This is a genomic window from Pseudomonadota bacterium, from assembly GCA_016719885.1.
Taxonomy (GTDB): domain Bacteria; phylum Pseudomonadota; class Gammaproteobacteria.
Genome location: JADJYF010000026.1, coordinates 460,327 through 485,347, shown reverse-complemented (window position 1 = coordinate 485,347; position 25,021 = coordinate 460,327). Strand labels below are relative to the sequence as shown.

The following is a 25,021-nucleotide window of genomic DNA, read 5'->3' as shown; positions in this document are numbered from 1 at the left end:
CAGGCGCGTAGCTCAGTTGGTTAGAGCACCACCTTGACATGGTGGGGGTCGTTGGTTCGAATCCAATCGCGCCTACCAATTCCGACCGGTAGGAAGTCTCGTAACGGAATTCCCGCGTCGAACCTCGCGCGTGCGCCGCCCCGGTGTCACTTGGCGCACAGGCTTCGCGCCCCTCCGTGTTGCGCTGGGTTCCGCCCCATTCGATGGCCGCTCGTACAGGCCACGGAGATTTGAGACATGCCTGCAATCACTCTTCCCGACGGCAGCCAAAAGCACTTCGACGCGCCGGTGACCGTGGCCGCCGTTGCGGCGTCCATTGGCGCGGGCCTCGCCAAGGCCGCGCTCGGCGGACGCGTCGACGGCCGCGAAGTCGACACCTCGTTCCTGATCGAGCACGACTGTGCGTTGTCGATCATCACGCCCAAGGACGAGGCCGGCCTCGAGATCATCCGCCACAGTACCGCCCACCTGCTCGCGCAGGCAGTCAAACAGCTCTATCCCAGCGCCCAGGTCACCATCGGGCCGGTGGTGGAGGATGGTTTCTATTACGACTTTGCCTACGAGCGTTCCTTCACGCCCGATGATCTGGTACACATCGAGAAACGCATGGAGGAACTGGCCGAAGCCGATGTCGCGGTCGAGCGACGCGTGATGGCGCGCGACGACGCGGTGGAGTATTTCAAGGGTATCGGCGAGGCCTACAAGGCCGAAATCATCGCCTCCATCCCGGCCGGCGAGGACATTTCTCTCTACGGGCAGGGCGATTTCGTCGACCTGTGCCGCGGTCCGCATGTGCCCAGCACCGGGCGCCTCAAGGCCTTCAAGCTGACCAAGATTGCCGGCGCCTATTGGCGCGGGGATCAGAACAACGAAGTGCTGCAGCGAATCTATGGCACGTCCTGGGCGGACAAGAAGGACCTCGCCGCCTACCTCAAGCGCATCGAAGAGGCCGAGAAGCGCGACCACCGCAAACTCGGTCGCAGCCTCGACCTGTTCCATTTCCAGGAAGAAGCGCCGGGCATGGTGTTCTGGCACGAAAAGGGCTGGACCCTCTACCGGCTGGTCGAGCGCTACATCCGCGAGGTCTGCTACGCGGACTACCAGGAGGTTCATACCCCGCAGGTGCTGGACCGCTCCTTGTGGGAGAAGTCCGGCCATTGGGACAAGTTCCACGACATGATCTTCGCGACCCACTCGGAAAATCGCGAGTACGCGGTCAAGCCCATGAATTGTCCGGGGCACGTGCAGATCTTCAACAATGGCCTGCGCAGCTACCGCGACCTGCCGTTCCGCATCGCGGAGTTCGGCATCGTCCATCGCAACGAGCCCTCGGGGACCCTGCACGGGCTGATGCGCGCGCGGCGCTTCACCCAGGACGATGCCCACATCTTCTGCGCCGAAAGCTCGCTGCAGGACGAGGTCGGGCGTCTCATCGACATGACCTACCAGGTCTATACCGCCTTCGGCTTCACCGATGTCGAAGTGGCGCTGTCCCTACGCCCGGCGCAGCGCGTCGGCGCCGATGAATTGTGGGACAAGGCCGAAGCGGCGCTGGAACTGGCCCTCACCAACAAGGGCCTGAAATTCCGTGTGCAGCCCGGAGAAGGCGCCTTTTACGGGCCCAAGATCGAGTTCACCCTCAAGGATTGCCTGGGGCGGAACTGGCAATGCGGCACGGTGCAGGTGGACTTCTCCATGCCCGAGCGCCTCGGCGCCAAGTTCGTCGGCGAAGATGGTGAGCGCCATGTGCCGGTGATGATCCATCGCGCCATCCTGGGCTCGATGGAGCGCTTCATCGGGATTTTGATCGAGCATCATGCAGGTCGATTCCCGGCCTGGCTGGCGCCGGTGCAGGCGATTGCCCTCAGTATTACCGAGCACCACGGTCCCTGGGCCAGGGAAGTTGCGGAAATCCTGAAAAATCAAGGATTCCGATGCGACGCAGACTTGAGAAACGAGAAGATCGGGCTTAAGATCCGCGAGCACACCTTGCAACGCATCCCCTACCTGCTCGTCATAGGCGAGCGCGAGATGGGTAATAGAACCGTGGCCGTGCGAGCGCAAAGCGGCGCCGATCTGGGTGAATTGACCCTAGAGCAATTCACAGAGAGGCTCCGCCTGGAAGTTGCGCAGCGCGGCCAAAGTATTTTGGAGGATTGAGGTATAGCCGCCGACAAGAAGAACCGGGTCAACGGGGATATTAACTGTCCGCAAGTGCGCCTGATTGGCGCGGATGGTGAAAACCTCGGAATCGTTGCAATCGAAGCTGCGAGACGCGAAGCGGAGATCCATGAACTCGACCTGGTCGAGATCGTGCCTACTGCCGAGCCACCTGTCTGCCGTGTGATGGATTTTGGCAAGTTCTTGTTCGACTTGAGCAAGAAACGCCATGCCGCCAAGCGCAAACAGAAGCAGATCCAGGTCAAGGAAATCAAATTCCGGCCTGGCACCGACGAGGGCGACTATCAGATCAAACTGCGAAATCTGAAGCGGTTCCTCGAGACGGGCGACAAGGTGAAGGTGACGTTGCGCTTCCGCGGCCGCGAAATGGCACACCAGGAACTGGGTGCCCAGATGCTGCAACGCGTCGAGAGCGACCTCGGACAGTTAGGAAACGTGGAGCAATTCCCGAAGCTCGAAGGGCGCCAGATGGTCATGGTCATCGCGCCGAAGCGCAGCTGACGGGCAGTGGAGAATTGATGATGCCGAAAATTAAGAGCAATCGCGGCGCGGCCAAGCGGTTCAGCAAGACCGGAAGTGGCCGAATCAAGCGCCGGCAGTCGTTCAAGCGTCATATCTTGACGAAGAAGAGCCCCAAGCGTAAGCGGCAGCTGCGCCATGGCACCCTGATTGCGCATGCCGACGAGGCGTCGGTTCGCCAGATGCTGCCCGGGCTGTAAGAAGGTAGAGCGAAGGATTTATTAGCAATGGCACGAGTTAAGCGTGGTGTCCAGGCGCATGCCCGGCACAAGAAAATCATCGACCTGGCCAAGGGATACCGCGGTCGGCGCAAGAATGTGTTCCGCGTTGCCAAGCAGGCGGTCATCAAGGCGGGTCAGTACGCGTACCGCGACCGCCGTCAGCGCAAACGTCAGTTCCGTGCGCTGTGGATCGTCCGCATCAACGCTGCCGCGCGCGGCTTCGGCTTGAGCTACTCGCGGTTCATAAACGGGCTGTCGCGTGCCGGCATCGAAGTGGACCGCAAGGTTCTGGCCGACTTGGCGGTTCATGACCTGACGGCTTTCAGCGCACTGGCTGAACGTTCCAAAGTCGCTCTGGCCGGTTAATCCGGTCAGACCCGACAGCCGCGCACCCGGGGGAAAGGTTGAGCCTTTCCCCTTTTTATTTTCAGCGTACCCGTCTTCCGCATGAGCGATATTGAAGCCATTGTGCAAGAAGCCACCGCCGCGCTCGCGGCGGCGGCGGACTTGAACGCGCTGGACGATTTGCGCGTGCGCTACCTCGGCAAGAAGGGTGCGATCACGGCCCTTCTTAAATCCCTTGGCGGCTTGCCCGCGGAGCAGCGTCCCGCCGCGGGCCAGGCCATCAACGACGCCAAGCAGCGAGTCAGCGACCAACTCGATGCGCGCAAGGCGGCGCTGGAGGCGGCACGACTCGATGAGCGCCTGCGCACCGAACACATCGACGTCACCTTGCCGGGCCGCGGCACCGTCAGCGGCGCCGTGCACCCGATCAGCATCGTCATCGAACGCATCGAGGGTATCTTTCGCCACGCCGGTTTCGATGTCGCCCGTGGCCCTGAAGTCGAAGACGACTTCCACAATTTCGAAGCCTTGAACATTCCCGCCCATCATCCGGCGCGGGCCATGCACGACACTTTCTACCTGACCGACGGCCGCCTGCTGCGCACCCACACGTCGCCGGTGCAGATCCGCGTGATGGAACACACGCCGCCGCCGCTGCGCATCATCGCGCCCGGCCGGGTATATCGCTGCGATTACGATCAGACCCACTCGCCGATGTTCCACCAGGTGGAAGGGCTGTGCATCGACGAAGGCATCACGATGGCCGATCTGAAGGGCACGCTGGACGTGTTCCTGAAGACCTTTTTTGATCGTGACGACCTCAAGATCCGCTATCGGCCCTCGTACTTCCCGTTCACGGAGCCATCCATGGAGGTCGACATCAAGCTCGAATCGAAGCACGGCATCAGCAACTGGCTGGAAGTCATGGGCTGCGGAATGGTGCATCCCGCGGTGCTGCAGAAAGTCGGCGTGGACAGCGAACGCTTTACCGGCTTTGCGTTCGGCCTTGGCGTGGAACGACTCGCCATGTTGCGCCATGGCATTTCTGACCTGCGTCTGTTCTTCGAAAACGATATTCAGTTCCTGCGGCAGTTCGCCTGACGGCGGCGTCGATTCAGAGCGCATTGCAATGAAACTCAGTGAGCAATGGTTGCGTGAGTGGTTCGATCCGGGCGTCGAAACGGCGCAACTGGCCGAGCGACTGACCTTGGCTGGTCTGGAGATCGAAGGCTTGACGGCCGCCGCGCCGCCGCTCCGTGGCGTCATCGTCGGCGAGGTGCGCGCGGTCGCGCCGCATCCGGATTCCGACCATTTGCACGTCTGCCAGGTGTTCGATGGTCGCGCCACCCATCAATTGGTATGCGGCGCGCCGAACGTCCGCGACGGGCTGAAAACCGCCTACGCACCCCCCGGCGCCGAAATCGGCGACGGTCGAGCCTTGACGAGCAACTCGATTCGCGGCGTCGAGTCCGCCGGCATGCTGTGTTCCGCCAGCGAGCTGGGGCTGGGTGACGATGCGAGCGGCATCATGGAACTGCCTGGTGACGCCCCCGTGGGCGCCGGCCTGCGCGAGTTCATGCACCTCGACGACACGGTGGTCGAGGTCAACTTGACGCCCAACCGTGCCGACTGTTTTTGTGTGAGTGGCGTGGCCCGCGATCTTGCCGCCTTGTTCGGCGGCCGTTTGAAATCGACCGCGGCGGCGCCGGTGGCCGCGCAATCCGAGCGTCGCGTGGCCGTTGAACTTGCCGCGCCGATGGCGTGCCCGAGCTACGCCGGCCGCGTGATAGCGGGCATCAATCCCGGCGCCCGCACACCGACCTGGATGAGCGAGCGGCTGCGGCGTGCCGGCGTGCGCTGCATTCATCCATTGGTCGACGTGACCAATTACGTGATGCTCGAACTCGGTCAGCCCATGCACGCGTTCGATCTCGACAAGCTGGCGGCGCCCATCGTCGTGCGCGAGGCGTGCGCTGGCGAGCGCATTGCGCTCTTGGATGACAGCGAGGTTGAACTCGCCGCCGGCACGTTGCTGATCACCGACGGCAATGGTCCGATAGCGCTGGCCGGCATCATGGGGGGAGCCACCACCGCGGTGTCGGAACACACCACCAACGTGTTCCTGGAGAGCGCGTTTTTCGAGCCCGTGCGCCTGGCGGGAGCGGCGCGCGGCTACCGCATGCATACCGATGCATCGCAACGCTTCGAACGCGGTGTCGATCCGCGGCAGCAGGCGCGGGCCATCGAGCGCGCCACACAGTTGATCCTCGAGATATGCGGCGGTGTGCCGGGGCCCTGCGAGCTCACCCAAAGCGAAGCCGGACAGCGTCCGTCGACAGTGGTGCCGTTCCGACCCGCTGCCGTCAAACGCCTGCTTGGCATCGAGGTGCCCGCGGCCCGTGTCGCAGCCATCTTACGCAGTCTCGACATGCAGGTTGACGACAGCGCGGTGCCATGGCAGGTGAGTGCGCCGTCGTTTCGTTTCGATATCAGCATCGAAGCCGACCTTGTTGAAGAGGTGGCGCGCATCCAGGGCTATGACTCGATCCCGTCCCGCTTGCCGCTGACGGCTGGTTTGCCGGCGGTCGGTGACGCCACCAGCCCGCTCGAGTCGCGGGCGCGAACGACCCTGTGTGTGCGGGGGTATTTCGAGGCGATTACCTACAGCTTCATCGACCCCTCGCTGGCACAGGCCTTCGACCCGGAGTTCGTATCGGTCCCCCTCGCCAATCCCATCTCCAGTGAGATGTCGGTTTTGCGTCGCTCGATGTGGCCGGGACTGGCTGAAGCCGCGCTCCACAATCGCAATCGTCAGGTCGATGACATCCGTCTGTTCGAATTGGGCATGGTGTTTCGTCAAGATGCGTCGGGCCTCGTCCAGCGTCGGCAAATCGCTGGCCTGCGCAGTGGCTCGGCGGTTCGTGTTCATTGGTCCGATCAGGCGCGCGACACAGATTTTTACGATGTCAAACAGGATGTTGAAGCGTTATTGCAGACGTTGCATCAAGACCGGGTGACGTTTGTCACGGCTGTTCATCCAGCGCTCCATCCCGGCCAGACCGCGGCGCTGGTGCGCGACGGGCTCGTGATTGGTCATGCCGGCGCCCTGCATCCCGCCATCAGCGCCCGTATGGGTTTTGATAAGCCGCTGTTTCTGTTCGAGATTGACTGCGATGACATGGGCGCTCGCGACGCCGCTCAGTTTCAGCCCATCTCCAAATTCCCGGCGGTGCGCCGCGACCTGGCGGTCGTGGTCGACGAATCGGTGACCGCCGAAGCTTGCCTCGAAGTGGCGCGCGAGGCGGCGGGTGATTTGCTGCGTGACCTGCAGTTATTTGACGTATATCGTGGCCAAGGTATTGATTCCGGCAAAAAAAGCTTGGCCTTAGGCTTGATTTTTCAGACCCTTTCTAGCACTCTTACCGACGACGAAGTCGAGCAGGCGGTAAGGCGCGTGCTCGCGCGGTTGCGTGAGTGCGTTGGGGGAACCTTGAGGGACTAATTCGATGGCGTTGACGAAAGCCGAAATGGCCGAACGATTGTTCGAGGACTTGGGCCTCAACAAACGCGAAGCCAAGGAACTTGTCGAGGCCTTTTTCGAAGAAATCCGCATGTCTTTGGAAGCAGGACAACAAGTCAAACTTTCCGGATTTGGCAACTTCGATCTTCGCGATAAAAACCAGCGGCCCGGGCGGAATCCCAAAACCGGTGAGGAGATTCCCATCACTGCACGTCGCGTTGTGACGTTCAGACCAGGTCAAAAACTAAAAGCCAGAGTAGAAGCCTATGCTGGAAGCATCGAACAATAACGAACTGCCCGTCATTCCAGGTAAACGCTACTTCACCATTGGCGAAGTCAGTGAATTGTGTGCGGTCAAACCGCACGTCCTGCGCTACTGGGAGCAGGAATTTCCGCAACTGAAGCCGATCAAGCGCCGCGGCAATCGACGCTACTACCAGCGTCAGGACGTGATCCTGATCCGGCAGATCCGCAGTCTCTTGTACGAGCACGGGTTCACCATCGGCGGCGCCAGGCAGAAACTGTCTGGCGACGAAGTGAAGGCGGATTCGAGCATGAGCCAACAGATCGTGCGTCAACTGCGCATCGAACTGGAAGAAGTGCTGGATATTCTGCGGCGCTGAACAAGCGTCGCACTTCGCACCAACGCGTCGCGGCCCATGACGCGTTGGCTGCAAAGCAGTAGTCAGAAAGTCAGAATCCAACTACCCTGTCGGCCTCCGGAATCGAACTCGAACCGGGGGGCATTTGAAAGTCTTGTCGGGGCGTAGCGCAGCCTGGTAGCGCATCTGCATGGGGTGCAGAGGGTCGGAGGTTCGAATCCTCTCGCCCCGACCATTCAATTCATACGGCCGAGGAATGCAGGGACACGGCTTGTCCGGCATCCGCGATGGCCACGACCAATCGCCAACGTTCGCAGCGCGCATGCGTGAGTAGTGCCGGCACGGTGAAAGAACTGCTCCCGAGGTTGTCTGCAAGTGCCGAACCGAGGCGGGCGATGATGTGGCTGGGCGCAATCTCGCTGCTCGCCGTGCTGTCGACCTTGGCCGCTTGTCGGGATGAGCAGGACGCCATCGGTCAGTTCATGGCCGGGGATTACCAATCGTCTTTCAAGTCATTTCTACGGCGCGCCGATAATGGCGATAGCGCCGCAATTAACTTTGTTGGCATTCATTATTATCTGGGGCTCGGGGTCGAGCGCGATTTCAGCGCCGCGGCCAAGTGGTTCGAGCGTGCTGCGCGTGCCGCCAATGCCGACGCGCAGCGCAATCTCGGCGTGCTGTACATGCGCGGCTGGGGCGTGCCCCGCGACAATGTGACGGCCTACGGTTGGTTGTTCCAAGCCACCAGTCAGGGCAACCAGCGCGCGCGCATGTACCTGGAAGCGGTGGAGCACTCGATTACGCCAAACCAGACCATGCAGGCACGTAAGTGGATTGCCGACCAGCTGCGCTTGCCGGGGGAGCCTCATCCGGCGAGCTCCGCGGGTCGCGAGCAACCCTGACATCAATTTTTTTAAAACGGAAATGCACCTCAAATGTGTGGAATAGTCGGAGCTGTCGCGCAGCGCGATGTCGCGCCCATCCTGGTCGAAGGTCTGAAGCGACTGGAATATCGCGGCTATGATTCGGCCGGCGTCGCGACCGTCAAGGACAAGACCATTCAGCGCGTGCGGGTGGCGGGCAAGGTACGCGTGCTCGAAGAAGCGTTGGGATCCGAACCCCATGCCGGTGGGCTCGGTATCGCCCATACGCGGTGGGCGACGCACGGCGTGCCGTCGATACGCAACGCGCATCCGCACATGTGCCGCGAAACGGTCGCGCTGGTGCATAACGGCATCATCGAAAATCACGAGCGTTTGCGCGCCGAGCAGATCGCCGCCGGTCACGCGTTCAATTCCGACACCGACACCGAAGTCGTGGTCAATCGCATCTATGACTACCTGGAGCAGGGCGACGACCTGCTCAAGGCCGTGCAGCGCACCACGGGCGATCTCGAAGGCGCCTACGCCTTGGGTGTGCTGTCGACCACCTCTACGGACCGACTGGTGGTCGCCCGCCGCGGCAGCCCGCTCGTGATCGGTCTCGGCATCGGTGAGAATTTCGTGGCGTCGGACGTATTCGCGCTGTTACCCGTGACGCAGCGCTTCATCTTCCTCGAGGAGGGGGATGTCGCCGAGATCACGCGAGAGCAGGTGCGCATCTACGACGCCAACGGCCATGCCGTGACGCGCGCGGAGTCCTTGTCGGAACTGTCGGCCGATGCCGCTGAGAAGTCCGGCTACCGGCACTTCATGCTCAAGGAGATCTTCACCCAGGCGCGCGCCGCCGCCGAGACCCTGGAGGGTCGCATCGAAAACGGCACGGTGCTCGATTCCGCCTTCGGATTCGATGCCAAGGAAATCCTCGACCAGGTGAAGTCGGTCACCATCGTTGCCTGCGGTACCAGCTTTCACGCAGGCTTGGTGGCGCGCTACTGGCTGGAAGGGTTGGCGGGCGTGCCGTGTACCGTTGAAGTCGCGAGTGAATACCGCTACCGCAAGCCGGTGGTCACGCCCAACAGCCTGTTCGTCACCATATCGCAATCCGGAGAGACTGCCGACACGCTGGCTGCCCTGCGCGAGGCGCGGCGCTGGGGCGTCTCGCATTCACTGGCCATCTGCAACGTGCCCGAGAGTTCTCTGACCCGCGAGTCGGAGCTGGTGTTGATGACTCGCGCCGGCCCCGAGATCGGCGTTGCCTCCACCAAGGCTTTCACCACCCAGCTGGTGGCCCTGATGCTGTTGGTGGTGGCGCTCGGCCGGCGCAATGGCATGACGGGCGAGCAGGAGCGCGAACTGGTGCGTCAGCTCGAAAGCCTGCCAGGCAAGATCAATGGCGTGCTGGAACTCAACGACCGCATCGCGGATCTGTCGCAAGCCTTTGCCCATAAGCATCACAGCCTGTTCCTGGGCCGTGGCTCGATGTATCCGATCGCCATGGAGGGCGCGCTCAAGCTCAAGGAGATCTCCTACATTCACGCCGAGGCTTATCCCGCCGGCGAACTCAAGCACGGCCCGCTGGCCCTGGTCGACGAAGACATGCCCGTGATCTCCGTGGCGCCCAACAACGAACTGCTCGAGAAGCTGAAATCCAATCTCGAGGAAGTGCGCGCGCGCGGCGGCCAGCTGTACATTTTCGCCGACTCCCGCGTGGAAGTGACCAAGCAGCCGGACATACACGTGCTCGACGTGATGCCGGTCGAGGACCCGATAGCGCCGATCGTCTACACCATTCCGCTGCAATTGCTGGCCTATCACGTCGCCGTAATCCGTGGCGCCGACGTCGACCAGCCGCGTAACCTGGCCAAGTCGGTGACGGTGGAGTGATGGGCACACGGGCAACCCGCAAGTGCGGCTCGTTTGGGCCGCGAGTCGTCGCCTGAGTTCTCATTCATGGATGCCGCCAAGGGAAACGCCGGCAAGGTGCTGCTCGTCGATGACGACCAGGACATGCTGAACCTGCTCTCCAAGTGGCTGCAGGGAGCGGACTTCACGCCTTTGCTGGCGACTTCGGGCGAGGACGCGCTGCGCCAGTTGAGCAGTGCACGTCCGGACATGGTGGTGACCGACCTGTTCATGGAAGAAATGGACGGCATGACGCTGGTAACGCGCATCCATGCCGAGAATCCGTTGACGCCGGTCATCATGCTGAGTGGCCAGGCGCGCATCCCGGATGCGGTCAAAGCCACGCACCTCGGCACCTCGGCATTTCTCACCAAGCCCATCGCCAAGGAAGCGTTCCTGGCCGAGATCAACGCGCACATTCGTCCGCGCCGTCCCGAGGGCGAGGCGCAGTTCGGGCGCAACATCATCTACCGCAGCGATGTCATGGCCGAACTGCTCGAGCAGGCGGAACTGGTGGCGCGCGGCGACGTGACGGTGTTCATCAATGGCGAGACCGGCACTGGCAAGGAAGTACTGGCGCGCGCCATCCACGACGGCAGTCGCCGCAGGGCCCATGCCTTCATCGGGGTCAATTGCGGCGCCATACCCGAGCAGCTTCTCGAATCGGAGCTGTTCGGTCACGAGAAGGGATCCTTCACGGGCGCCACCAACCGCCATGACGGCCTGTTCCTGGCGGCCGACGGCGGCACCTTGTTCCTGGATGAAATCGGCGACATGCCGCTCGGCTTGCAGGTCAAGTTGTTGCGCGTCCTGCAGGACTTCGAAGTGCGGCCGGTGGGCGCGAGCAAGAGCGTGCCGGTCAACGTGCGGATCATTTCCGCGACCCACAACGACCTTGAATCGCTGGTCGAGAAGGGCGAATTTCGCGAGGACCTCTACTATCGCCTGAACGTGGTGCCGTTGAAGATGCCGCGGCTCGCCGAGCGGGCCGAGGACATTCCCTTGCTGCTCGATCACTTTCTCGCCATCAATGCCGCGCGCGCCGCCACACCCAAGAAGCGCTTCGCACCCGACGCGGTAGCCTATCTCGCCGGCGCGTCGTGGCCAGGCAACATTCGCCAGCTCATCAACGCCGTCGAACTGTGCTCGACGCTCTTCACCGGTGACATCATTCCGCTGGCCATGGCCCAGCGCGCATTGCGCCAGCAGCCCGTGCAGTTCAAGACGCTCAAGGACGCCAAGGCGGAATTCGAGCGCAATTATCTCGTCAGCGTGTTGCGCATCAGCGGCGGCAACGTCGCGAATGCGGCGCGCATTGCCGGCCGCAATCGTACGGAGTTCTACAAGTTGCTCAACCAGTACGATCTCGACGCCGCCAATTATCGCGAAACCAATGGCGCCGAGGATGATGATTGATTACTCGACACGAGCCGCGCGGTTCGGGTCCGGAGGCTGTCCATGACTGAGCGCATCCCTGTCGTCATCGATCCGGACCTTGCCGATCTCGTTCCCGGATTCCTCAATAATCGAAGGCGCGACGTCGAAAAATTGCAGGTCCTGCTCGAGGCCGGCAACTTTGCCGACATCCGCATGATAGGCCATAGCATGAAAGGGGCAGGCGGCGGCTACGGCTTCGACCCCATCACCGACATCGGCGCGGCCATCGAGCGGGCGGCGCTGGCGGGTGACGGCACCGCGATTACCGCGGGCATCGCGCAGCTGGCCGACTACCTGGCGCGGATCGACGTGGTCTCGGGTGCCTGAAGGCATTTCGGCGGGCATGGGAAGCGCCGATGGCTGAGCGTATCAACAAGGTTCAGCGCCACGCTTCGTCCAATTTCTTCTACTTCGTTGCGGCCGCCCTCGGCATTTCCTTCTCATGCGTGCTGGTGGTTCTGGCGTGGAACAACGCGCTGCGTAATGAAACGCGCGATTTCAACTTCAACACCATCGCGGTGCGCAATGAGGTCGAGGCCAACATCCGCACCGCGGATGCGATCATTGCCAACCTCGCGAGTTTCGTCGCGGCCGATGAGCGCGAGGACAGGACGCGCTTCGCGCAGTACACCGCAGGCTCGCTGAAGCGCTACGCCTTCATCGATGGCATGGCCAGGATTCGCGTCGAAGCGGACGGTCGTGTGCGCGTCATCCATGAGAGCGGCAAGGCGGCGGGTGCCGCCGTGGCGACCTTGCTGACCGGCGACCGACGGGCGCGCGACACCGTGAACGATGTCATCGGCCTGGACGCCGCCGTTGCATTGGCGCCCGACCCCGAGCAGGCGGGCGCCGCGGCGCTGTATCTCGTGCAGCCCAACGCGCGTCGCGACAACGCCGGCGGCGCTTTCGATTGCGCAGTGTTGAGTGTCGACCTCGCCGGCCTGGTCGGCGCGCAATCCATCGAACCGAGCCTGAGCTTCACCCTGTATGCCGTGTCGGAAGGCGTTGCCGGACGGCAGCGGGTGTTCACGCGTCCGGCCAGCACCATGGCCGGCACCGGCTGGGTGGTCGACACGCTGCGTGAAGAAAGCACGGTGCGCCTCGAGCATTTCTCGGCGTGGCTGGTCACCGACAAGGCGCTGCGCTGGGGAAGCATCGACACCGGCCTGGTGCTGGTTGCGGCAGTGCTCGGCGTCGGCGTCACCTTATTGCTGGTGGCGCTGGCGCGGGCCAAGGATTTGCAGGCGCGCGAACTCGAGGCCCGTAATCGCGTCATCGAGGAGCAGGTCCAGCACCAAACCCGCGAGTTGGCCGTGGCCCGCGACCAGGCGCTGGAAGCATCGCGGGTCAAATCGGATTTCCTGGCCAGCATGAGTCACGAGATCCGCACGCCGCTCAACGCCATCATCGGCATGGCCGAATTGCTCTCGGAGTCGGCCTTGAATCGCGAGCAGGAGAAATTCGTCGGCGTGTTTCGCAACGCCGGCGAAGCGTTGCTCAGCCTGGTCAACGACATTCTCGACCTGTCCAAGATCGAAGCCGAGCAGTTGATCCTGGAGAACATCGAGTTCGATTTGCAGGACATCGTCGAGCAGGCCGTCGACATCTACGCGCTCAAAGCCGACGACAAAGGTATCGAACTGGTCACCGATATCGCGCCAGGCGTGCCGCGCAAGCTCGTGGGCGACCCTGGGCGCCTGCGCCAGGTCATGCTCAACCTGATCGGCAACGCCATCAAGTTCACCGAGCATGGCGAGATCGTCGTCACCGTGCGTATCGACAATGGCGATGCGGCGGGCGACGTTCTGCACTTCGAAGTCCGCGATTCCGGCATCGGTGTGCCGCACGACAAGCTAGAGAGCATTTTTGGCAGCTTCACCCAGGTCGACAGTTCCATCACGCGGCGATACGGCGGTACTGGCCTTGGCCTTGCGATCTGCAAGCGACTGGTGGAAATGATGGGCGGGCGGATCTGGGTGGAGAGCGACGAGGGATGCGGCAGCCGGTTTCATTTCCTGGCGCGCTTGGCGCCCGCCATGGCGCATGCGCCCGCGCTGGCGGTGGCCGGCCGTGGCCGCGCGGTGCTGCTCATCTCACGCCATGCGCCGGGGGCGCGGGTGCTCGCCGCGGCGCTCGAAGCGTGGCAGTTCCAGTGCGACGTCTGTGACGATGAAGCCGCGGCCGTGGCGCTGCTGGTCGAGGCACGCGAAGCCGGCCGGCCGTACAGCGCGGTGCTGCAGGACATCGGCCGCGATGCCGAGGCCGATGCACTCGCGAGACGTTTGCGTGAGAGCGGCGACGCGACGCCGCTGATCATGCTGTTCCGGCCCTCGACCGTGGCCGCCGGCGTGGAGAAGACCCAGCGCTTTGCCGGCGCGAGTTACCTGGTAAAGCCCCTCAAACGCGCGCAGTTGGCGCAGGCCATGGCGAACCTGGACGGCGCGGCGCCGACGTCCGCACCGGCGACGCCCGAGCCGGTCAGCGAGCCGGTGCAGGGCGCCCGCATCCTGCTGGTCGAAGACAACGAAGACAACCGCATGCTGATCAAGGCTTATCTGCGCCAGGAGCCCTACGAGGTGGTGGAAGCGGAAAACGGCGAGCAGGCGCTATCGCGCGTCAAGGCCGAACGTTTCGACGTGGTGCTGATGGACGTGCAGATGCCGGTGATGGACGGCTACGCCGCGACCCGCGCGATTCGAGAGTGGGAGACCGCCATGCGCAGGCCGCGCACGCCGATCATTGCCTTGACGGCCAATGCCATCAAGGAAGACATGGAGCGCAGCCTCGCCGCCGGCTGCGACGATCATCTGACCAAGCCCATCAAGAAGCGCGTGTTGCTCGATGCCTTGCGCGAGCGCCTGGCGGCCGCGGCCTGAGGTGCGACCTGCTTGTCGCCCCTGGGCGACAGCGCCCGCCGTGCTCGACGGGCAAGGTGTTGCCTGACGACGACAAAGTCGTGGCATGAGTTGGCGGCCGACCGTCGGCCGTGGCGGTAACTGTTCGCAGCGGTGCGCCACCATGGCGTGGCATCCTTGATTTAACCGGCTGAATTACCAAGAATTAGCCCCGGTATGCCATGGACGGCTAAAGGTCGAATGCCAGTTGAACGATAAGCTGGCACGTCACTTGCTCCGTTACGTGTAGAAAAAGAGCGCTGAGAGACACGCGACGCGCTGCGTCGAAACGAAGGTCTCCTCGCCTGCAAGTACGGCACTGGCACAACGACCGACTGGGCACGAGAGCAAAATGCTAAGAATATTCAGGCACTATGTCCCGCGATCGCTGGTCCTTCTCGGGCTGGCGGAAATCCTCATCCTGTTTGTCTCGATTTATCTCGGCGCCACCTTCCAACTCGGCAGCAGCGCCTTCGCACATTCCGATCAACTCCCATTGTGGAGCCAGGCGCTGGTATTCGTCGCGGCCATCGTGCTCGGCATGACGGCCATGGGCCTTTACCACCGCGATCAACACACGCGCCCCAGCGCCGTGATGTTGCGCCTGGTGTTGAGTTTCGTGTGCGGCTTCGTGGTGATGGGCACCGTCTACCTGTTGATCCCCGATCTCATGGTTGGCGGCGGTATCTTCGCGACCGCCCTGGTCTGTTCGTTCGTGAGCATCGCCAGCTGTCGCCTGATCTGCGTCGCCGGCGAGGACATCGATCAGCGTCAACGGGTGCTGGTGCTCGGCATCGGTGAGCGCGCGCGCCAGATCGACAGCCTGCGCGGTGGCGTGGACCAGGTATCGGCCGACGTCATCGGCTTCGTCGATCTCGGATGCGACGAGCGCCTGGTGGCGGGCGAACGCATCTTTGCCTTGGGTCAACGCAGCCTGCGCGCACTGGCGGAAGAACTCGACGTGCACGAGATCGTGGTAGCCACCGACGACCGCCGTAAGGGGCTGCCGGTCGATGACATCCTCGAATGCAAGATGTACGGCATCCACATCATGGAAGCCGCCGATTTCTATGAGCGGCAACTGGGCAAGATTCGCATTGACACCCTGCACCCCAGCAACGTGATCTTCGCGGACGGCTTCACGCAGGCGGTCATACGCAGCAGCGAGAAGCGCGCGATGGACATCGTGGTCAGCGCGCTGATGCTGATCGGCACCTTGCCTATCATGGCGATCACCGCCGCCGCCATCTATTTCGAGAGCGGCGGCCCGGTGCTGTATCGCCAGGAGCGCGTCGGTCGTCGTGGCCGTGTGTTCACCTTGCTCAAGTTCCGCAGCATGTGTCAGGACGCGGAGGCCAACGGCGCGGTGTGGGCGCTGGCCAACGATATGCGTGTAACCCGGATCGGCAGCTTCATCCGCAAGACCCGTATCGACGAGCTGCCGCAGCTCATCAACGTGCTGAAGGGGGACATGAGTTTCGTCGGGCCGCGTCCCGAGCGTCCGCAGTTCGTGGCCGAACTGTCGAAGTCGATTCCTTATTACGACCTGCGCCACTACGTGAAGCCCGGTATCACCGGTTGGGCACAGATCCTGTATCCCTACGGCGCGTCCATCAACGATGCCCGCGAGAAGCTGCAGTACGACCTGTACTATCTCAAGAACTACAGCATCTTCCTCGACATCAACATCTTGCTACAGACCATCCAGGTGATACTCTGGCGCAAGGGCGCACGCTGAGGCGTAAGCGCCAGTCACACTGGCGCTTACGGCCGGATGCCATTTCGGTAGTCGCTAGCGCGTCGGGACAGGCGCGGGGGAAAGCATGACGACGATTGCCGGGATCGCGGGCTTCATCGGCGCGGTGGCCTTCCTCGCGCTGTTCGGTCTGCTCACGGTCGCTGCGCGCGGCAAACCCGTCGGCCGGCGCCTGATGGCGGCCTGCGCGGCGTCCATGCTGTGGTTCGGCGCACAGGCCGCGCTCTACCAGTTCCAGAGCCGCAGCGGACTGTCGCCCGACCTCATCCTGCAGCTCGAATTCGTCCGCAACCTCGCCTGGGTGGTTTTTTTCTCAGGATTGCTGCTCAATCTCGGCGACGACACCTATCGGCACACCATCAAGCTCGGCGCCATTCTCGTCGGTCTCGCCTGCGTGCTCGGCATCGCCTTGCCGGTCATGCTCAACCAAGTTGTGTTCGGCATCGAGTTCGATCATTCCCTGGTACGTCGTTCGTTTTTCTGCACGGCACTGCTGGTCGCGCTCGGTGTATTGGTGCTCATCGAGCAGGTGTTTCGCAATACCTCGCGCGACTCGCGCTGGGCGCTCAAGCACCTGTGTTTCGGTCTCGGCTTCGTGTTCGTCTACGACTTCTACCTCTACGCGGACGCCGTGCTGTTCAATCGTCTGGACGGCGTATTGATGTCGGCGCGCGGCGTGGTCAATGCGCTGGCGGTGCCGATGATCGCGATCTCCGCCGCCCGCAACCGGCAGTGGGAGATCAAGATCTTCGTCTCGCGGCGCGTGGTGTTCCACGTGGTGGTGCTGATCGCGGCGGGCGTCTACCTGATCCTGATGTCGGCCGCCGGCTATTACATCCAGGCCATCGGGGGTGAGTGGGGGCGAGCGCTGACCACCACGTTTTTCAGCGCCGCCATCCTCTTGTTGCTGACGCTGATTTTTTCCACCCAGCTCCGTTCACGCATCCGCCTGTTCCTGGCCAAGCACTTCTATCGCAACAAATATGAATACGGCGAAGAATGGCTGAAATTCACCCAGGCGCTGGCGCGCACCACGCTTGAGCCGGACAGTCTCCACGAGACCGTCCTGACCGCGGTGTGCGACATGGTCGACAGTCCGGGCGGCATGCTGTGGCACAAGACCGCTTCGGGCTCGTACGCGATCGTCGCCAGCTACAGCATGTACGGCGACCGGCGCGAGGAGTTTGCCGCCGGCGACGCGCTGATCGCGGAGCTGGCGCGCAATCCGCGCATCTGTGATCTCGCCGACGAGGCTCAATTGGAAGGCGGCGTGCTGCGCCATGCGCCCCAATGGCTGCTCGACATGTCGCGCATCGCGCTGCTGGTGCCGATGGCGCATGGCGAGGACCTGCTGGCGGTGCTTGCGCTGTCTACCTCACGTTCCAATCAGCGCTTCGATACCGAGGACTTCAACCTGCTGGGTACGGTTGCCCGGCAGGCGGCCAGCTACCTGGCCCTGGTACGCGCCACCGACGCGCTGTCGGAGGCGCGGCAGTTCGAAACTTTCAACCGGTTGTCGGCCTTTCTTGTGCACGATCTCAAGAACGTGGTCGCGCAGTTGTCCTTGATCGGCAGCAACGCGCGGCGCCATCGCCACAACCCTGAATTCATCGACGATGCGTTCAACACCGTCGACGATGCCACGGCCAAGATGAAGCGCATGCTCGCGAGCCTGCGCCAGCGCCAATCCGAGGTCGAAAGCGACGAGCTTGTGGACTTGGGCGCACTGCTGGCGACGGCGGTAGCCAGCAAGGCAGAGGCCAGACCGCAGCCGGCGTTCCGGCCCCCCGACGGGCCGTTGCCGGTGCGTGGCAGCCGTGATCATCTGCTGTCGGTGGTCCAGCACCTGCTGCAGAACGCCATCGAGGCCACGCCCGCCGACGGGCAGGTGACGGTGGCGGTAGAGCGACGCGCGGGTGAAGTTCGGACCACGATTACCGATACTGGCAGTGGCATGGACCGCGACTTCATTCACAATCGCCTGTTCCGGCCATTCGATACCACCAAGGGTAAGGCCGGCATGGGCATCGGCGCCTACGAGAGTCGGCACCTGATCGGCTCCATGCACGGTGAATTGCTGGTCGAAAGCGAGCCCGGCTCGGGCACGACATTCACCATCGTGCTGCCCCTGGCGGAAACGGAACAACAACTCGACGCACGTATCGCTACTGGACACTGATGCACAAGCGCAAACTACTGGTCGTCGACGACGACCCCGGCCTGCAAAAGCAGCTCAGGTGGAATTTCGAGGACTACGAAGTCACCGTGGCCGGCGATCGGGACAGCGCGCTGGCCGCGCTGCGCCAGACCCAGGCACCGGTGGTGACGCTCGATCTCGGTCTGCCACCCGACGCGGCCAACGCCTCGGAGGGGCTGGCGGCGCTGCGGGAGATGCTGGAATTCGCCCCGCAGACCAAGATCGTGGTGGTGACCGGCAACGACGATCGCGAGGTCGCGGTGCGGGCGGTGGCGCAGGGCGCCTACGATTTCTACGAAAAGCCCATCGACCCCGACGTGCTGCGCATGATCGTCGAGCGTGCCCACGTGCTGTCGGAGCTCGAAGCCGAGAACCTGCGCCTGGCGCGCCAGGTCACCGCGCCCCTGTCGGGCATCATTGCCGGCAGCACGGCCATGCAGGAGATCTGCCGGCGGATTGAAAAAATCGGCCCGACCGACGCCAGCGTATTGCTGCTCGGCGAGAGCGGCACCGGCAAGGAAGTGCTGGCGCGCGCGCTGCACGAGCTGAGTCCGCGTCGCGGCAACGACTTCATCGCCATCAACTGCGCGGCCATTCCCGACACCCTCCTGGAAAGCGAGCTGTTCGGCTACGAGCGCGGCGCCTTCACAGGCGCCACCAAGCAGACCAAGGGTAAACTCGAGTTCGCCAATCACGGCACCCTGTTTCTCGACGAAATTGGTGACTTGCCGGCCTCCCTGCAGGCCAAACTGCTGCGCTTCCTGCAGGAGCGGGTGCTGGAGCGGGTCGGCGGGCGCGAGGAGATCGCGGTCGACACCCGCGTGATCTGCGCCACCCACCAGGACCTGCGCGGCCAGATCCGCGACAACCGCTTCCGCGAGGACTTGTACTACCGCATCAGCGAGGTGTCGGTGCAGATCCCGCCGCTGCGCGACCGCATCGGCGACACCGTCATGATCGCGCGCGCACTGCTCGGGCGCATGACCGACATGCACCGCGGCCGCATCAAGGACTTCAGCGACGCTGCCGTGAAGGCCATGCAGGCCTATGCCTGGCCCGGCAACGTGCGCGAGCTGGAGAACCGGGTCAAACGTGCGGTCATCATGGCCGATGGCCGTTATATAGAACCCGAGGACCTGGAACTGGAAGCGGTGGGCGACACGCGCCTGCCGACTCTCAAGGAATGCCGCGAGGAGGCGGAAGCCCTGGCCATTCGGCGCGCCCTGGCGGCGGCCGACGGACAAGTCAATCGCGCCGCCGAACTGCTGGGCGTCAGCCGCCCCACCGTCTACCACCTGGTCAAGAAGTACAACATTCCGGTGTAGCGCCTGCCGCTGCGCGCAGGGCCGTCCGGGGATTTGGTGATCCGTCGTCGACCAAAGGAAAAAATCGACGAGGCACAAAGCTTTACCTATAATTTGTTGTAAGTTACTTTATGATCTGAGCGAAACTGGATGGCGTGCGCGCCTGGCCACGGCGGGAACTGACCGCCGCGCCGAGGCGAACCCACCCCGGCGGCCCGCAGCGGCCGCGCGAAGACGCACACGAGGAATTTCGCCGAGTGGACAAATAAGAACCGGGCTGACGACGATGTTGAATACAACTCTGTATGGCGGACCGAGCGCCGGGCCAAGGCGCCGGGGGCGCGGCATGGCTGCGCGTGTTCACTGGGCGGCCCTGTGCCTGGGCATCGTAAGCAGCTTGCCGCTGTCGGCAGCGACGCTCGAAGAGGCGGTGCGACAGGCCTTGACCACCAATCCGCAATTGACCGGCGCCGCCGCCGCGGTACGCGCGGCCGGCCACGATGTGCGCGAAGCGCGCGCCGGCTATCTGCCGAGCGTCGATCTCGATTCGCGCTTCGGTGAAGAACACAGCAACATCAAACAGCTGAACCGTCCCAACAACGACGATGACATGTGGCGTCGCGAAAGCGGCCTGACGGTCACCCAGTTGGTGTGGGACGGCATGGCCACCGCCAGTGAAGTCAAGCGTCGTACCGCGCTCCTGAACAGCGCGGAAAACAGCATGGCCGACACCCAGAACGCGCTCGCCTTCAAGGCGGTCGAGGCTTACGTCGACGTGCTGCGCAATCGTGACCTGGTCGCACTGGCGCGCGCCAATGTCAGCTCGCATGAAGAAGTGCTGCGCAACGTCGAGGCCAAGAGCGGCAGCGGCGTCGGCAACAAGGCCGACGTCGAACAGGCGCGCGCCCGCGTGTCCCTGGCCAAGAGTACCTTGACCGCGCGCCAGGGCGGGCTGCACGAAGCCGAGGCACGTTACGTGCGTGTCATCGGCGACCCGCCTGGCGAATTGGCCAAGCCGAACGCGGTGCCGTCGGGGCTGGTCAAGAACGGCGAAGTCGACCCGAACGACTTGGCGCTTGCGACCGACAAAGCCCAGGAGGAGGCGATGGCGCAGCACCCGGCGGTCATGCGCTCGAAGGCCGATATCGAAGCGGCGATGGCCACCATCCGCGCCGCGCGTGCGGGCTATCAACCGCGCCTCGATCTGCAAGGCACCTTACGTCGTGATAACGACGTCGGCGGTATTTCTGGCAACCGCGACACCAGCAGCCTGATGCTGGTGGCGCGCTGGAACCTGTTCCGGGGCGGGGCGGATCTCGCGCAGACGATGTCAGCGTCGGAACGCAAGACCGAAGCCGACAACCGTCTCGACGACACTTTCCGCTCGGTCGCGGAGAACGTCGCCATCGCCATGGAAAGCCGCGCCACCAGCGAAAGCCGCCTCGCGCATCTGCAGCACTACGTCGCTGCCAGCGAAGGCACCTTGCAGGCCTATCGCGCGCAGTTCGAGATCAGCCGCCGCACCTTGCTCGATTTGCTGAATGCCGAAGACGAGCTGTTCAATGCGCGTTCCAACCTTGCCGCGGGTACCTACGACGATTTGATCAACGTCTATTTCGTCGATGCCAGCAAGGGCATCCTGGCCGGCAAGTTCGGAGTCTCCGGCGGAGCGCCCTGAGCCCTTTCAGGACATGCCATGCCGGCAGTGACAACGCCCATCCCGGTCACTTGCGCGGCACGCGCTGTTGCTCGGGCCGCGGCACGGTCGGCGGCGGCATGCCTCTTGCGAGGTCGAACCATGCCCGATGCAAACTGAGCCCGATATTTCCGTGAACAGCGCGCTTGAACCAGCGGTGACAGCCAGCGTCGATGACGATCCGCTGCGTGCCTGCCTGCACGTGATCACGCGTCTGCACGGGCGACCGGTGTCCATGAGCGCCTTGTTGAGCGGCATGCCGGTGGCCGGCGATCGCTTCGCGCCCGCCGACTTCGTGCGCGCGGCGGCGTTCCACGGCTACTCGGCGCAGGTGGTGCGCCGGCGCCTGGCAAAGATTTCCGCGCTGACCCTGCCCGCGACCCTGCTCTACAAGGACGGCGGCGCCTGCGTGCTGGTCGCCCTGCGCGCCGATGACAAGGCCGAGGTGGTGTTGCCCGAGAGCGGCTTCGGCGCGCGCGAGGTGTCACTGGCCGAACTGGAAGAGAACTACAGCGGCTACGTGATTTTCGCCCAGCCGGAACTTGACGCCGACCATGGCCACGAGGCGGAAGCGCCGATGGCGCGCAAGCGCGGCTGGTTCTGGCGCACGCTGGCGTCCTATACGCCTTATTACATGGAATCGGTGGTGGCGGGCGTGCTGGTCAACCTGCTGACGGTGGCCGGCTCGCTGTTCGTGATGAATGTCTACGACCGCGTGGTGCCGAACAACGCCATCGAGACCCTGCTGGTGCTCGCCACCGGCACCGCCATCGCCGGCCTGTTCGAATTCCTGGCGCGCACCCTGCGTGCGTATTTCCTCGATGTTGCCGGCAAGAAGGCCGACCTGGTGCTGGCCGGCCAGATCTTCGCGCAGGCGCTCGGCATACGCATGGCGTCGCGCCCACCGTCGGCCGGCGTGTTCGCGGCGCAGCTGCGCGAGTTCGAGGCAGTGCGCGACTTCATCACGTCGGTGACGCTGACCGCGGTGATGGACCTGCCGTTCGTCGCATTCTTCATTTTCGTGGTCGGATTGATCGGCGGTCCCTTGTACATCGTGCCGGCGCTGGCCGTGCCGGTGGTGCTGCTGGTCGGGCTCATCGCGCAATGGCCCTTGTCCGTCGCCACGCGCGCCACGCTGCGCGATTCGTCGCAGCGCCATGGTCTGCTGATCGAATCGCTGGAAGGCGCCGAGATGCTGAAGGCAATGCGCGCCGAAGGCCTGATGCTGCGACGCTACGAGGACTACACCGCGCTGGCCGGTCGTTCGTCCAACCAGGCGCGCATGATCTCGTCCGTGGTGGTCAATTTCTCGGTGTTCGTGCAGCAAATGGTCACCATTGGCGTCGTGATCTGGGGCGTGCACCTGATCGGCGAGGGCGAACTGACCATGGGTGCGCTGATTGCCTCGGTCATGATCACCGGTCGCGCGCTGGCGCCGCTGCAGACCGTCGCGTCGCTGATGATGCGCTACCAGCATGCACGTGCTTCCTACAGCACCTTGAACCGTCTCATGCAGCAGCCGGTCGAGCGCGCACCGGGCCAGCAGTTCACGCGGCGCGCGGAGATCCGTGGCGAAGTCGCCATGCAGGGGGTGCAATTCGTCTACCCCAATACCCAGGCGGCCTCGCTGCAGGACGTCAACTTCTCGATTGCCGCCGGCGAGCACGTCGCCATCCTCGGCAAGATCGGCTCCGGCAAGAGCACCCTGCTGCGGCTGGTCGTCGGGCTGTACCAGCCGGCCAAGGGCACCGTGCGTATCGACGGCGTCGACATGGCGCAGTGCGACCCGGCCGACATCCGCGACCACATGGGCTATGTCGCCCAGGACCCCATGCTTTTCCTCGGCAGCCTGCGCGACAACATCGCGCTCGGGCGTCCGCATGCCGACGACGCCGCGATCCTGCGCGCCGCGCGCATCGCCGGCATCGACGCCATGATCGACGGTCACCCGGCGGGGTTGCAGATGAATGTGGGCGAACGCGGCCAGGTCCTGTCTGGCGGACAACGCCAGGCGGTGGCCAATGCGCGCGCATTTCTGCTCGAGCCGCGCATCCTGCTGCTCGATGAGCCGACCAGCGCCATGGATCACAACGCCGAGATGAAGTACATCGCGTCCGTCGGCGAGTATGCCAAGGGCCGCACCATGATCCTGGTGACGCACAAGCCGAGCATGCTCGCCCTGGTCTCGCGCATCATCGTCATCGATGGCGGGCGCGTGGTCATGGACGGTCCGCGCGACGATGTGCTCCGTCAGTTGACCCGTCCTGCTGGCCAGCCGGTGGCGGCCACGCCGGCGCCCGCACGCGCCTGAGGCGGCACTCGTCATGGCATCGTCACGCAGCAAGCAACGGGTGGCCAAGGCCGACGTGCCGTTCCTGCGCGCCGCGCGCGCCGCGCAGGTCGCCGACTCCCATCCCTTTGCCGGCAGCAGCCTGCTGTTGCTGGTGTTCTTCCTGCTGGCCGCCCTGCTGTGGGCCGACAACGCTTCGCTGGACGAAGTGACGCGCGGTCAGGGCGCGGTGGTGCCGTCCAGCCGCGAGCAGGTGATCCAGAGCCTGGAGGGCGGCATCCTCGCCGAGCTCGCGGTGCGCGAGGGCGACGTCGTCGAGAAGGGCCAGGTGCTGCTGCGCATCGATGATACGCGTTCGGGAGCGTCGCTCCGCGAAGGCGAGGTGAAGAGCCACAGCCTGCGCGCCGAAATTGCGCGCCTGCAGGCCGAGGCCGCCGGTACCGCGCCGCGTTTTCCCGCCGACATCGAGCCTGCCATCATCGAACGTGAACGCAAGAACTTCGTGTCGCGACAGACCGCCGTCGAGGAATCGGCGGCGTCCCTGAAGCGCAACCTGGAATTGGCAGAGAAGGAGCTGGCCATGACGCAGCCCATGGTTGCGCGTGGCGCGGTATCGGAAGTCGAGGTGTTGCGCCTGCAACGCCAAATCATTGAACTCAAAGGCCAGATCCAGGACCGGCGCAACAGCTTCAAGGCCGAAGCGCGCGGCAAGCAGGCGGAGAAGGAAGCGGAACTCGGCGGCGTGACCGAATTGCTGACCGCGCGCAAGGATGAGGTGCAGCGTTCGCTGGTGCGTTCGCCGATGCGTGGCACGGTCAAGAACATCAAGGTCACGACGGTGGGTGGCGTCATCGGGCCCGGCCAGGACATCATGGAAATCGTGCCGGTCGAGGATCGGCTGCTGATCGAAGCCAAGATCCGGCCGGCGGACGTGGCTTTCCTGCATGTCGGACAACCAGCGACCGTCAAGCTCACGGCCTACGACTACACCATCTACGGCAGCCTGCATGGCCATCTCGAACACATCAGCGCCGATACGCTGCCCGACGAGAATCCACCCCATGAACGTTTCTACCGCGTGTACGTACGAACCGATACGGCGGTGCTGAATGGCAAGAAGGGGCCTTTGCCCGTCATCCCCGGCATGGTCGCCACCGTGGAGGTGTTGACCGGACACAAGACGGTGCTCGAATACTTGCTCAAGCCGGTCCTGAAGACGCGTGACAATGCTTTACATGAGCGTTGAGCGCCGGCAGTTGCGAGAAGTGGCCCACAC

At 63.7% G+C, this 25,021-nt stretch carries 19 protein-coding genes and 2 tRNA genes; all 21 read left to right on the top strand.

Going from position 1 to position 25,021, the window contains the following annotated elements; genetic code table 11:
* Window position 1: 1 nt before the first annotated feature.
* The 21 genes from IPM80_22825 (at window position 2) to IPM80_22725 (ending at window position 24,991) form a co-directional block, all read left to right on the top strand.
* Window positions 2-78 (top strand) — tRNA-Val (locus IPM80_22825).
* A gap of 159 nt (window positions 79-237) precedes the next feature.
* Window positions 238-2,160 (top strand): threonine--tRNA ligase, encoded by a 1,923-nt coding sequence (thrS, locus tag IPM80_22820; GenBank protein ID MBK8961179.1) that lies wholly within the window; start codon window positions 238-240, stop codon window positions 2,158-2,160.
* A gap of 3 nt (window positions 2,161-2,163) precedes the next feature.
* Window positions 2,164-2,682, top strand: a complete 519-nt coding sequence (infC, locus tag IPM80_22815; GenBank protein ID MBK8961178.1) for a translation initiation factor IF-3 — start codon at window positions 2,164-2,166, stop codon at window positions 2,680-2,682.
* Window positions 2,683-2,702: 20 nt separating this feature from the next.
* Window positions 2,703-2,900 carry a 50S ribosomal protein L35 gene (gene rpmI, locus IPM80_22810; protein MBK8961177.1) on the top strand — a complete coding sequence of 66 codons (198 nt, stop codon included), beginning with the start codon at window positions 2,703-2,705 and terminating at the stop codon, window positions 2,898-2,900.
* 27 nt (window positions 2,901-2,927) lie between these two features.
* Window positions 2,928-3,287: a 50S ribosomal protein L20 gene (gene rplT / locus IPM80_22805; GenBank protein ID MBK8961176.1), complete on the top strand. Its 360-nt coding sequence runs from the start codon at window positions 2,928-2,930 to the stop codon at window positions 3,285-3,287.
* Between the two features lie 81 nt (window positions 3,288-3,368).
* Complete coding sequence (gene pheS / locus IPM80_22800; protein ID MBK8961175.1) at window positions 3,369-4,367, top strand: phenylalanine--tRNA ligase subunit alpha; 999 nt, start codon at window positions 3,369-3,371, stop codon at window positions 4,365-4,367.
* Entirely contained in the window at window positions 4,303-6,768 is a 2,466-nt protein-coding gene (gene pheT, locus IPM80_22795; GenBank protein MBK8961174.1) for a phenylalanine--tRNA ligase subunit beta, read from the top strand. The genes pheS and pheT overlap by 65 nt, the downstream gene beginning before the upstream one ends.
* 4 nt (window positions 6,769-6,772) lie before the next feature.
* Entirely contained in the window at window positions 6,773-7,075 is a 303-nt protein-coding gene (gene ihfA, locus IPM80_22790; GenBank protein ID MBK8961173.1) for an integration host factor subunit alpha, read from the top strand.
* Window positions 7,053-7,409: a MerR family transcriptional regulator gene (locus IPM80_22785; protein MBK8961172.1), complete on the top strand. Its 357-nt coding sequence runs from the start codon at window positions 7,053-7,055 to the stop codon at window positions 7,407-7,409. Before ihfA ends, IPM80_22785 begins: the two co-directional genes overlap by 23 nt.
* A 137-nt stretch (window positions 7,410-7,546) precedes the next feature.
* A tRNA-Pro gene (locus IPM80_22780) sits at window positions 7,547-7,623 on the top strand.
* A gap of 52 nt (window positions 7,624-7,675) precedes the next feature.
* Window positions 7,676-8,290, top strand: coding sequence for a sel1 repeat family protein (locus tag IPM80_22775; protein ID MBK8961171.1), 615 nt, complete (start codon window positions 7,676-7,678; stop codon window positions 8,288-8,290).
* A 33-nt stretch (window positions 8,291-8,323) separates the two neighbouring features.
* Window positions 8,324-10,153, top strand: coding sequence for a glutamine--fructose-6-phosphate transaminase (isomerizing) (gene glmS / locus IPM80_22770; GenBank protein MBK8961170.1), 1,830 nt, complete (start codon window positions 8,324-8,326; stop codon window positions 10,151-10,153).
* Window positions 10,154-10,219: 66 nt separating this feature from the next.
* Window positions 10,220-11,587 carry a sigma 54-interacting transcriptional regulator gene (locus tag IPM80_22765; protein MBK8961169.1) on the top strand — a complete coding sequence of 456 codons (1,368 nt, stop codon included), beginning with the start codon at window positions 10,220-10,222 and terminating at the stop codon, window positions 11,585-11,587.
* A 42-nt stretch (window positions 11,588-11,629) separates the two neighbouring features.
* Window positions 11,630-11,935: an Hpt domain-containing protein gene (locus IPM80_22760; protein ID MBK8961168.1), complete on the top strand. Its 306-nt coding sequence runs from the start codon at window positions 11,630-11,632 to the stop codon at window positions 11,933-11,935.
* A gap of 29 nt (window positions 11,936-11,964) precedes the next feature.
* Entirely contained in the window at window positions 11,965-14,484 is a 2,520-nt protein-coding gene (locus IPM80_22755) for a response regulator (GenBank protein MBK8961167.1), read from the top strand.
* 370 nt (window positions 14,485-14,854) lie between these two features.
* Window positions 14,855-16,240 (top strand): TIGR03013 family PEP-CTERM/XrtA system glycosyltransferase, encoded by a 1,386-nt coding sequence (locus IPM80_22750; GenBank protein MBK8961166.1) that lies wholly within the window; start codon window positions 14,855-14,857, stop codon window positions 16,238-16,240.
* An 85-nt stretch (window positions 16,241-16,325) separates the two neighbouring features.
* Entirely contained in the window at window positions 16,326-18,437 is a 2,112-nt protein-coding gene (prsK, locus tag IPM80_22745; protein MBK8961165.1) for a PEP-CTERM system histidine kinase PrsK, read from the top strand.
* Window positions 18,437-19,780: a PEP-CTERM-box response regulator transcription factor gene (prsR, locus tag IPM80_22740; protein MBK8961164.1), complete on the top strand. Its 1,344-nt coding sequence runs from the start codon at window positions 18,437-18,439 to the stop codon at window positions 19,778-19,780. The genes prsK and prsR overlap by 1 nt, the downstream gene beginning before the upstream one ends.
* Window positions 19,781-20,105: 325 nt before the next feature.
* Complete coding sequence (locus IPM80_22735) at window positions 20,106-21,437, top strand: TolC family outer membrane protein (GenBank protein ID MBK8961163.1); 1,332 nt, start codon at window positions 20,106-20,108, stop codon at window positions 21,435-21,437.
* 151 nt (window positions 21,438-21,588) lie between these two features.
* Window positions 21,589-23,766, top strand: a complete 2,178-nt coding sequence (locus tag IPM80_22730) for a type I secretion system permease/ATPase (protein MBK8961162.1) — start codon at window positions 21,589-21,591, stop codon at window positions 23,764-23,766.
* 13 nt (window positions 23,767-23,779) lie between these two features.
* Window positions 23,780-24,991 (top strand): HlyD family type I secretion periplasmic adaptor subunit, encoded by a 1,212-nt coding sequence (locus tag IPM80_22725; protein ID MBK8961161.1) that lies wholly within the window; start codon window positions 23,780-23,782, stop codon window positions 24,989-24,991.
* Window positions 24,992-25,021 lie beyond the last annotated feature (30 nt).

Bases quoted from the DNA above. Each gene is read 5' to 3' on its own strand.
- IPM80_22750 (MBK8961166.1), top strand. From the start codon at position 14,855: ATGCTAAGAATATTCAGGCACTATGTCCCGCGATCGCTGGTCCTTCTC.
- pheS (MBK8961175.1), top strand. From the start codon at position 3,369: ATGAGCGATATTGAAGCCATTGTGCAAGAAGCCACCGCCGCGCTCGCG.
- IPM80_22735 (MBK8961163.1), top strand. From the start codon at position 20,106: ATGGCTGCGCGTGTTCACTGGGCGGCCCTGTGCCTGGGCATCGTAAGC.
- IPM80_22755 (MBK8961167.1), top strand. From the start codon at position 11,965: ATGGCTGAGCGTATCAACAAGGTTCAGCGCCACGCTTCGTCCAATTTC.
- prsK (MBK8961165.1), top strand. From the start codon at position 16,326: ATGACGACGATTGCCGGGATCGCGGGCTTCATCGGCGCGGTGGCCTTC.
- IPM80_22760 (MBK8961168.1), top strand. From the start codon at position 11,630: ATGACTGAGCGCATCCCTGTCGTCATCGATCCGGACCTTGCCGATCTC.
- ihfA (MBK8961173.1), top strand. From the start codon at position 6,773: ATGGCGTTGACGAAAGCCGAAATGGCCGAACGATTGTTCGAGGACTTG.
- IPM80_22775 (MBK8961171.1), top strand. From the start codon at position 7,676: ATGGCCACGACCAATCGCCAACGTTCGCAGCGCGCATGCGTGAGTAGT.
- pheT (MBK8961174.1), top strand. From the start codon at position 4,303: ATGGCATTTCTGACCTGCGTCTGTTCTTCGAAAACGATATTCAGTTCC.
- IPM80_22765 (MBK8961169.1), top strand. From the start codon at position 10,220: ATGGATGCCGCCAAGGGAAACGCCGGCAAGGTGCTGCTCGTCGATGAC.
- prsR (MBK8961164.1), top strand. From the start codon at position 18,437: ATGCACAAGCGCAAACTACTGGTCGTCGACGACGACCCCGGCCTGCAA.
- rpmI (MBK8961177.1), top strand. From the start codon at position 2,703: ATGCCGAAAATTAAGAGCAATCGCGGCGCGGCCAAGCGGTTCAGCAAG.
- IPM80_22785 (MBK8961172.1), top strand. From the start codon at position 7,053: ATGCTGGAAGCATCGAACAATAACGAACTGCCCGTCATTCCAGGTAAA.
- rplT (MBK8961176.1), top strand. From the start codon at position 2,928: ATGGCACGAGTTAAGCGTGGTGTCCAGGCGCATGCCCGGCACAAGAAA.
- thrS (MBK8961179.1), top strand. From the start codon at position 238: ATGCCTGCAATCACTCTTCCCGACGGCAGCCAAAAGCACTTCGACGCG.
- glmS (MBK8961170.1), top strand. From the start codon at position 8,324: ATGTGTGGAATAGTCGGAGCTGTCGCGCAGCGCGATGTCGCGCCCATC.
- IPM80_22725 (MBK8961161.1), top strand. From the start codon at position 23,780: ATGGCATCGTCACGCAGCAAGCAACGGGTGGCCAAGGCCGACGTGCCG.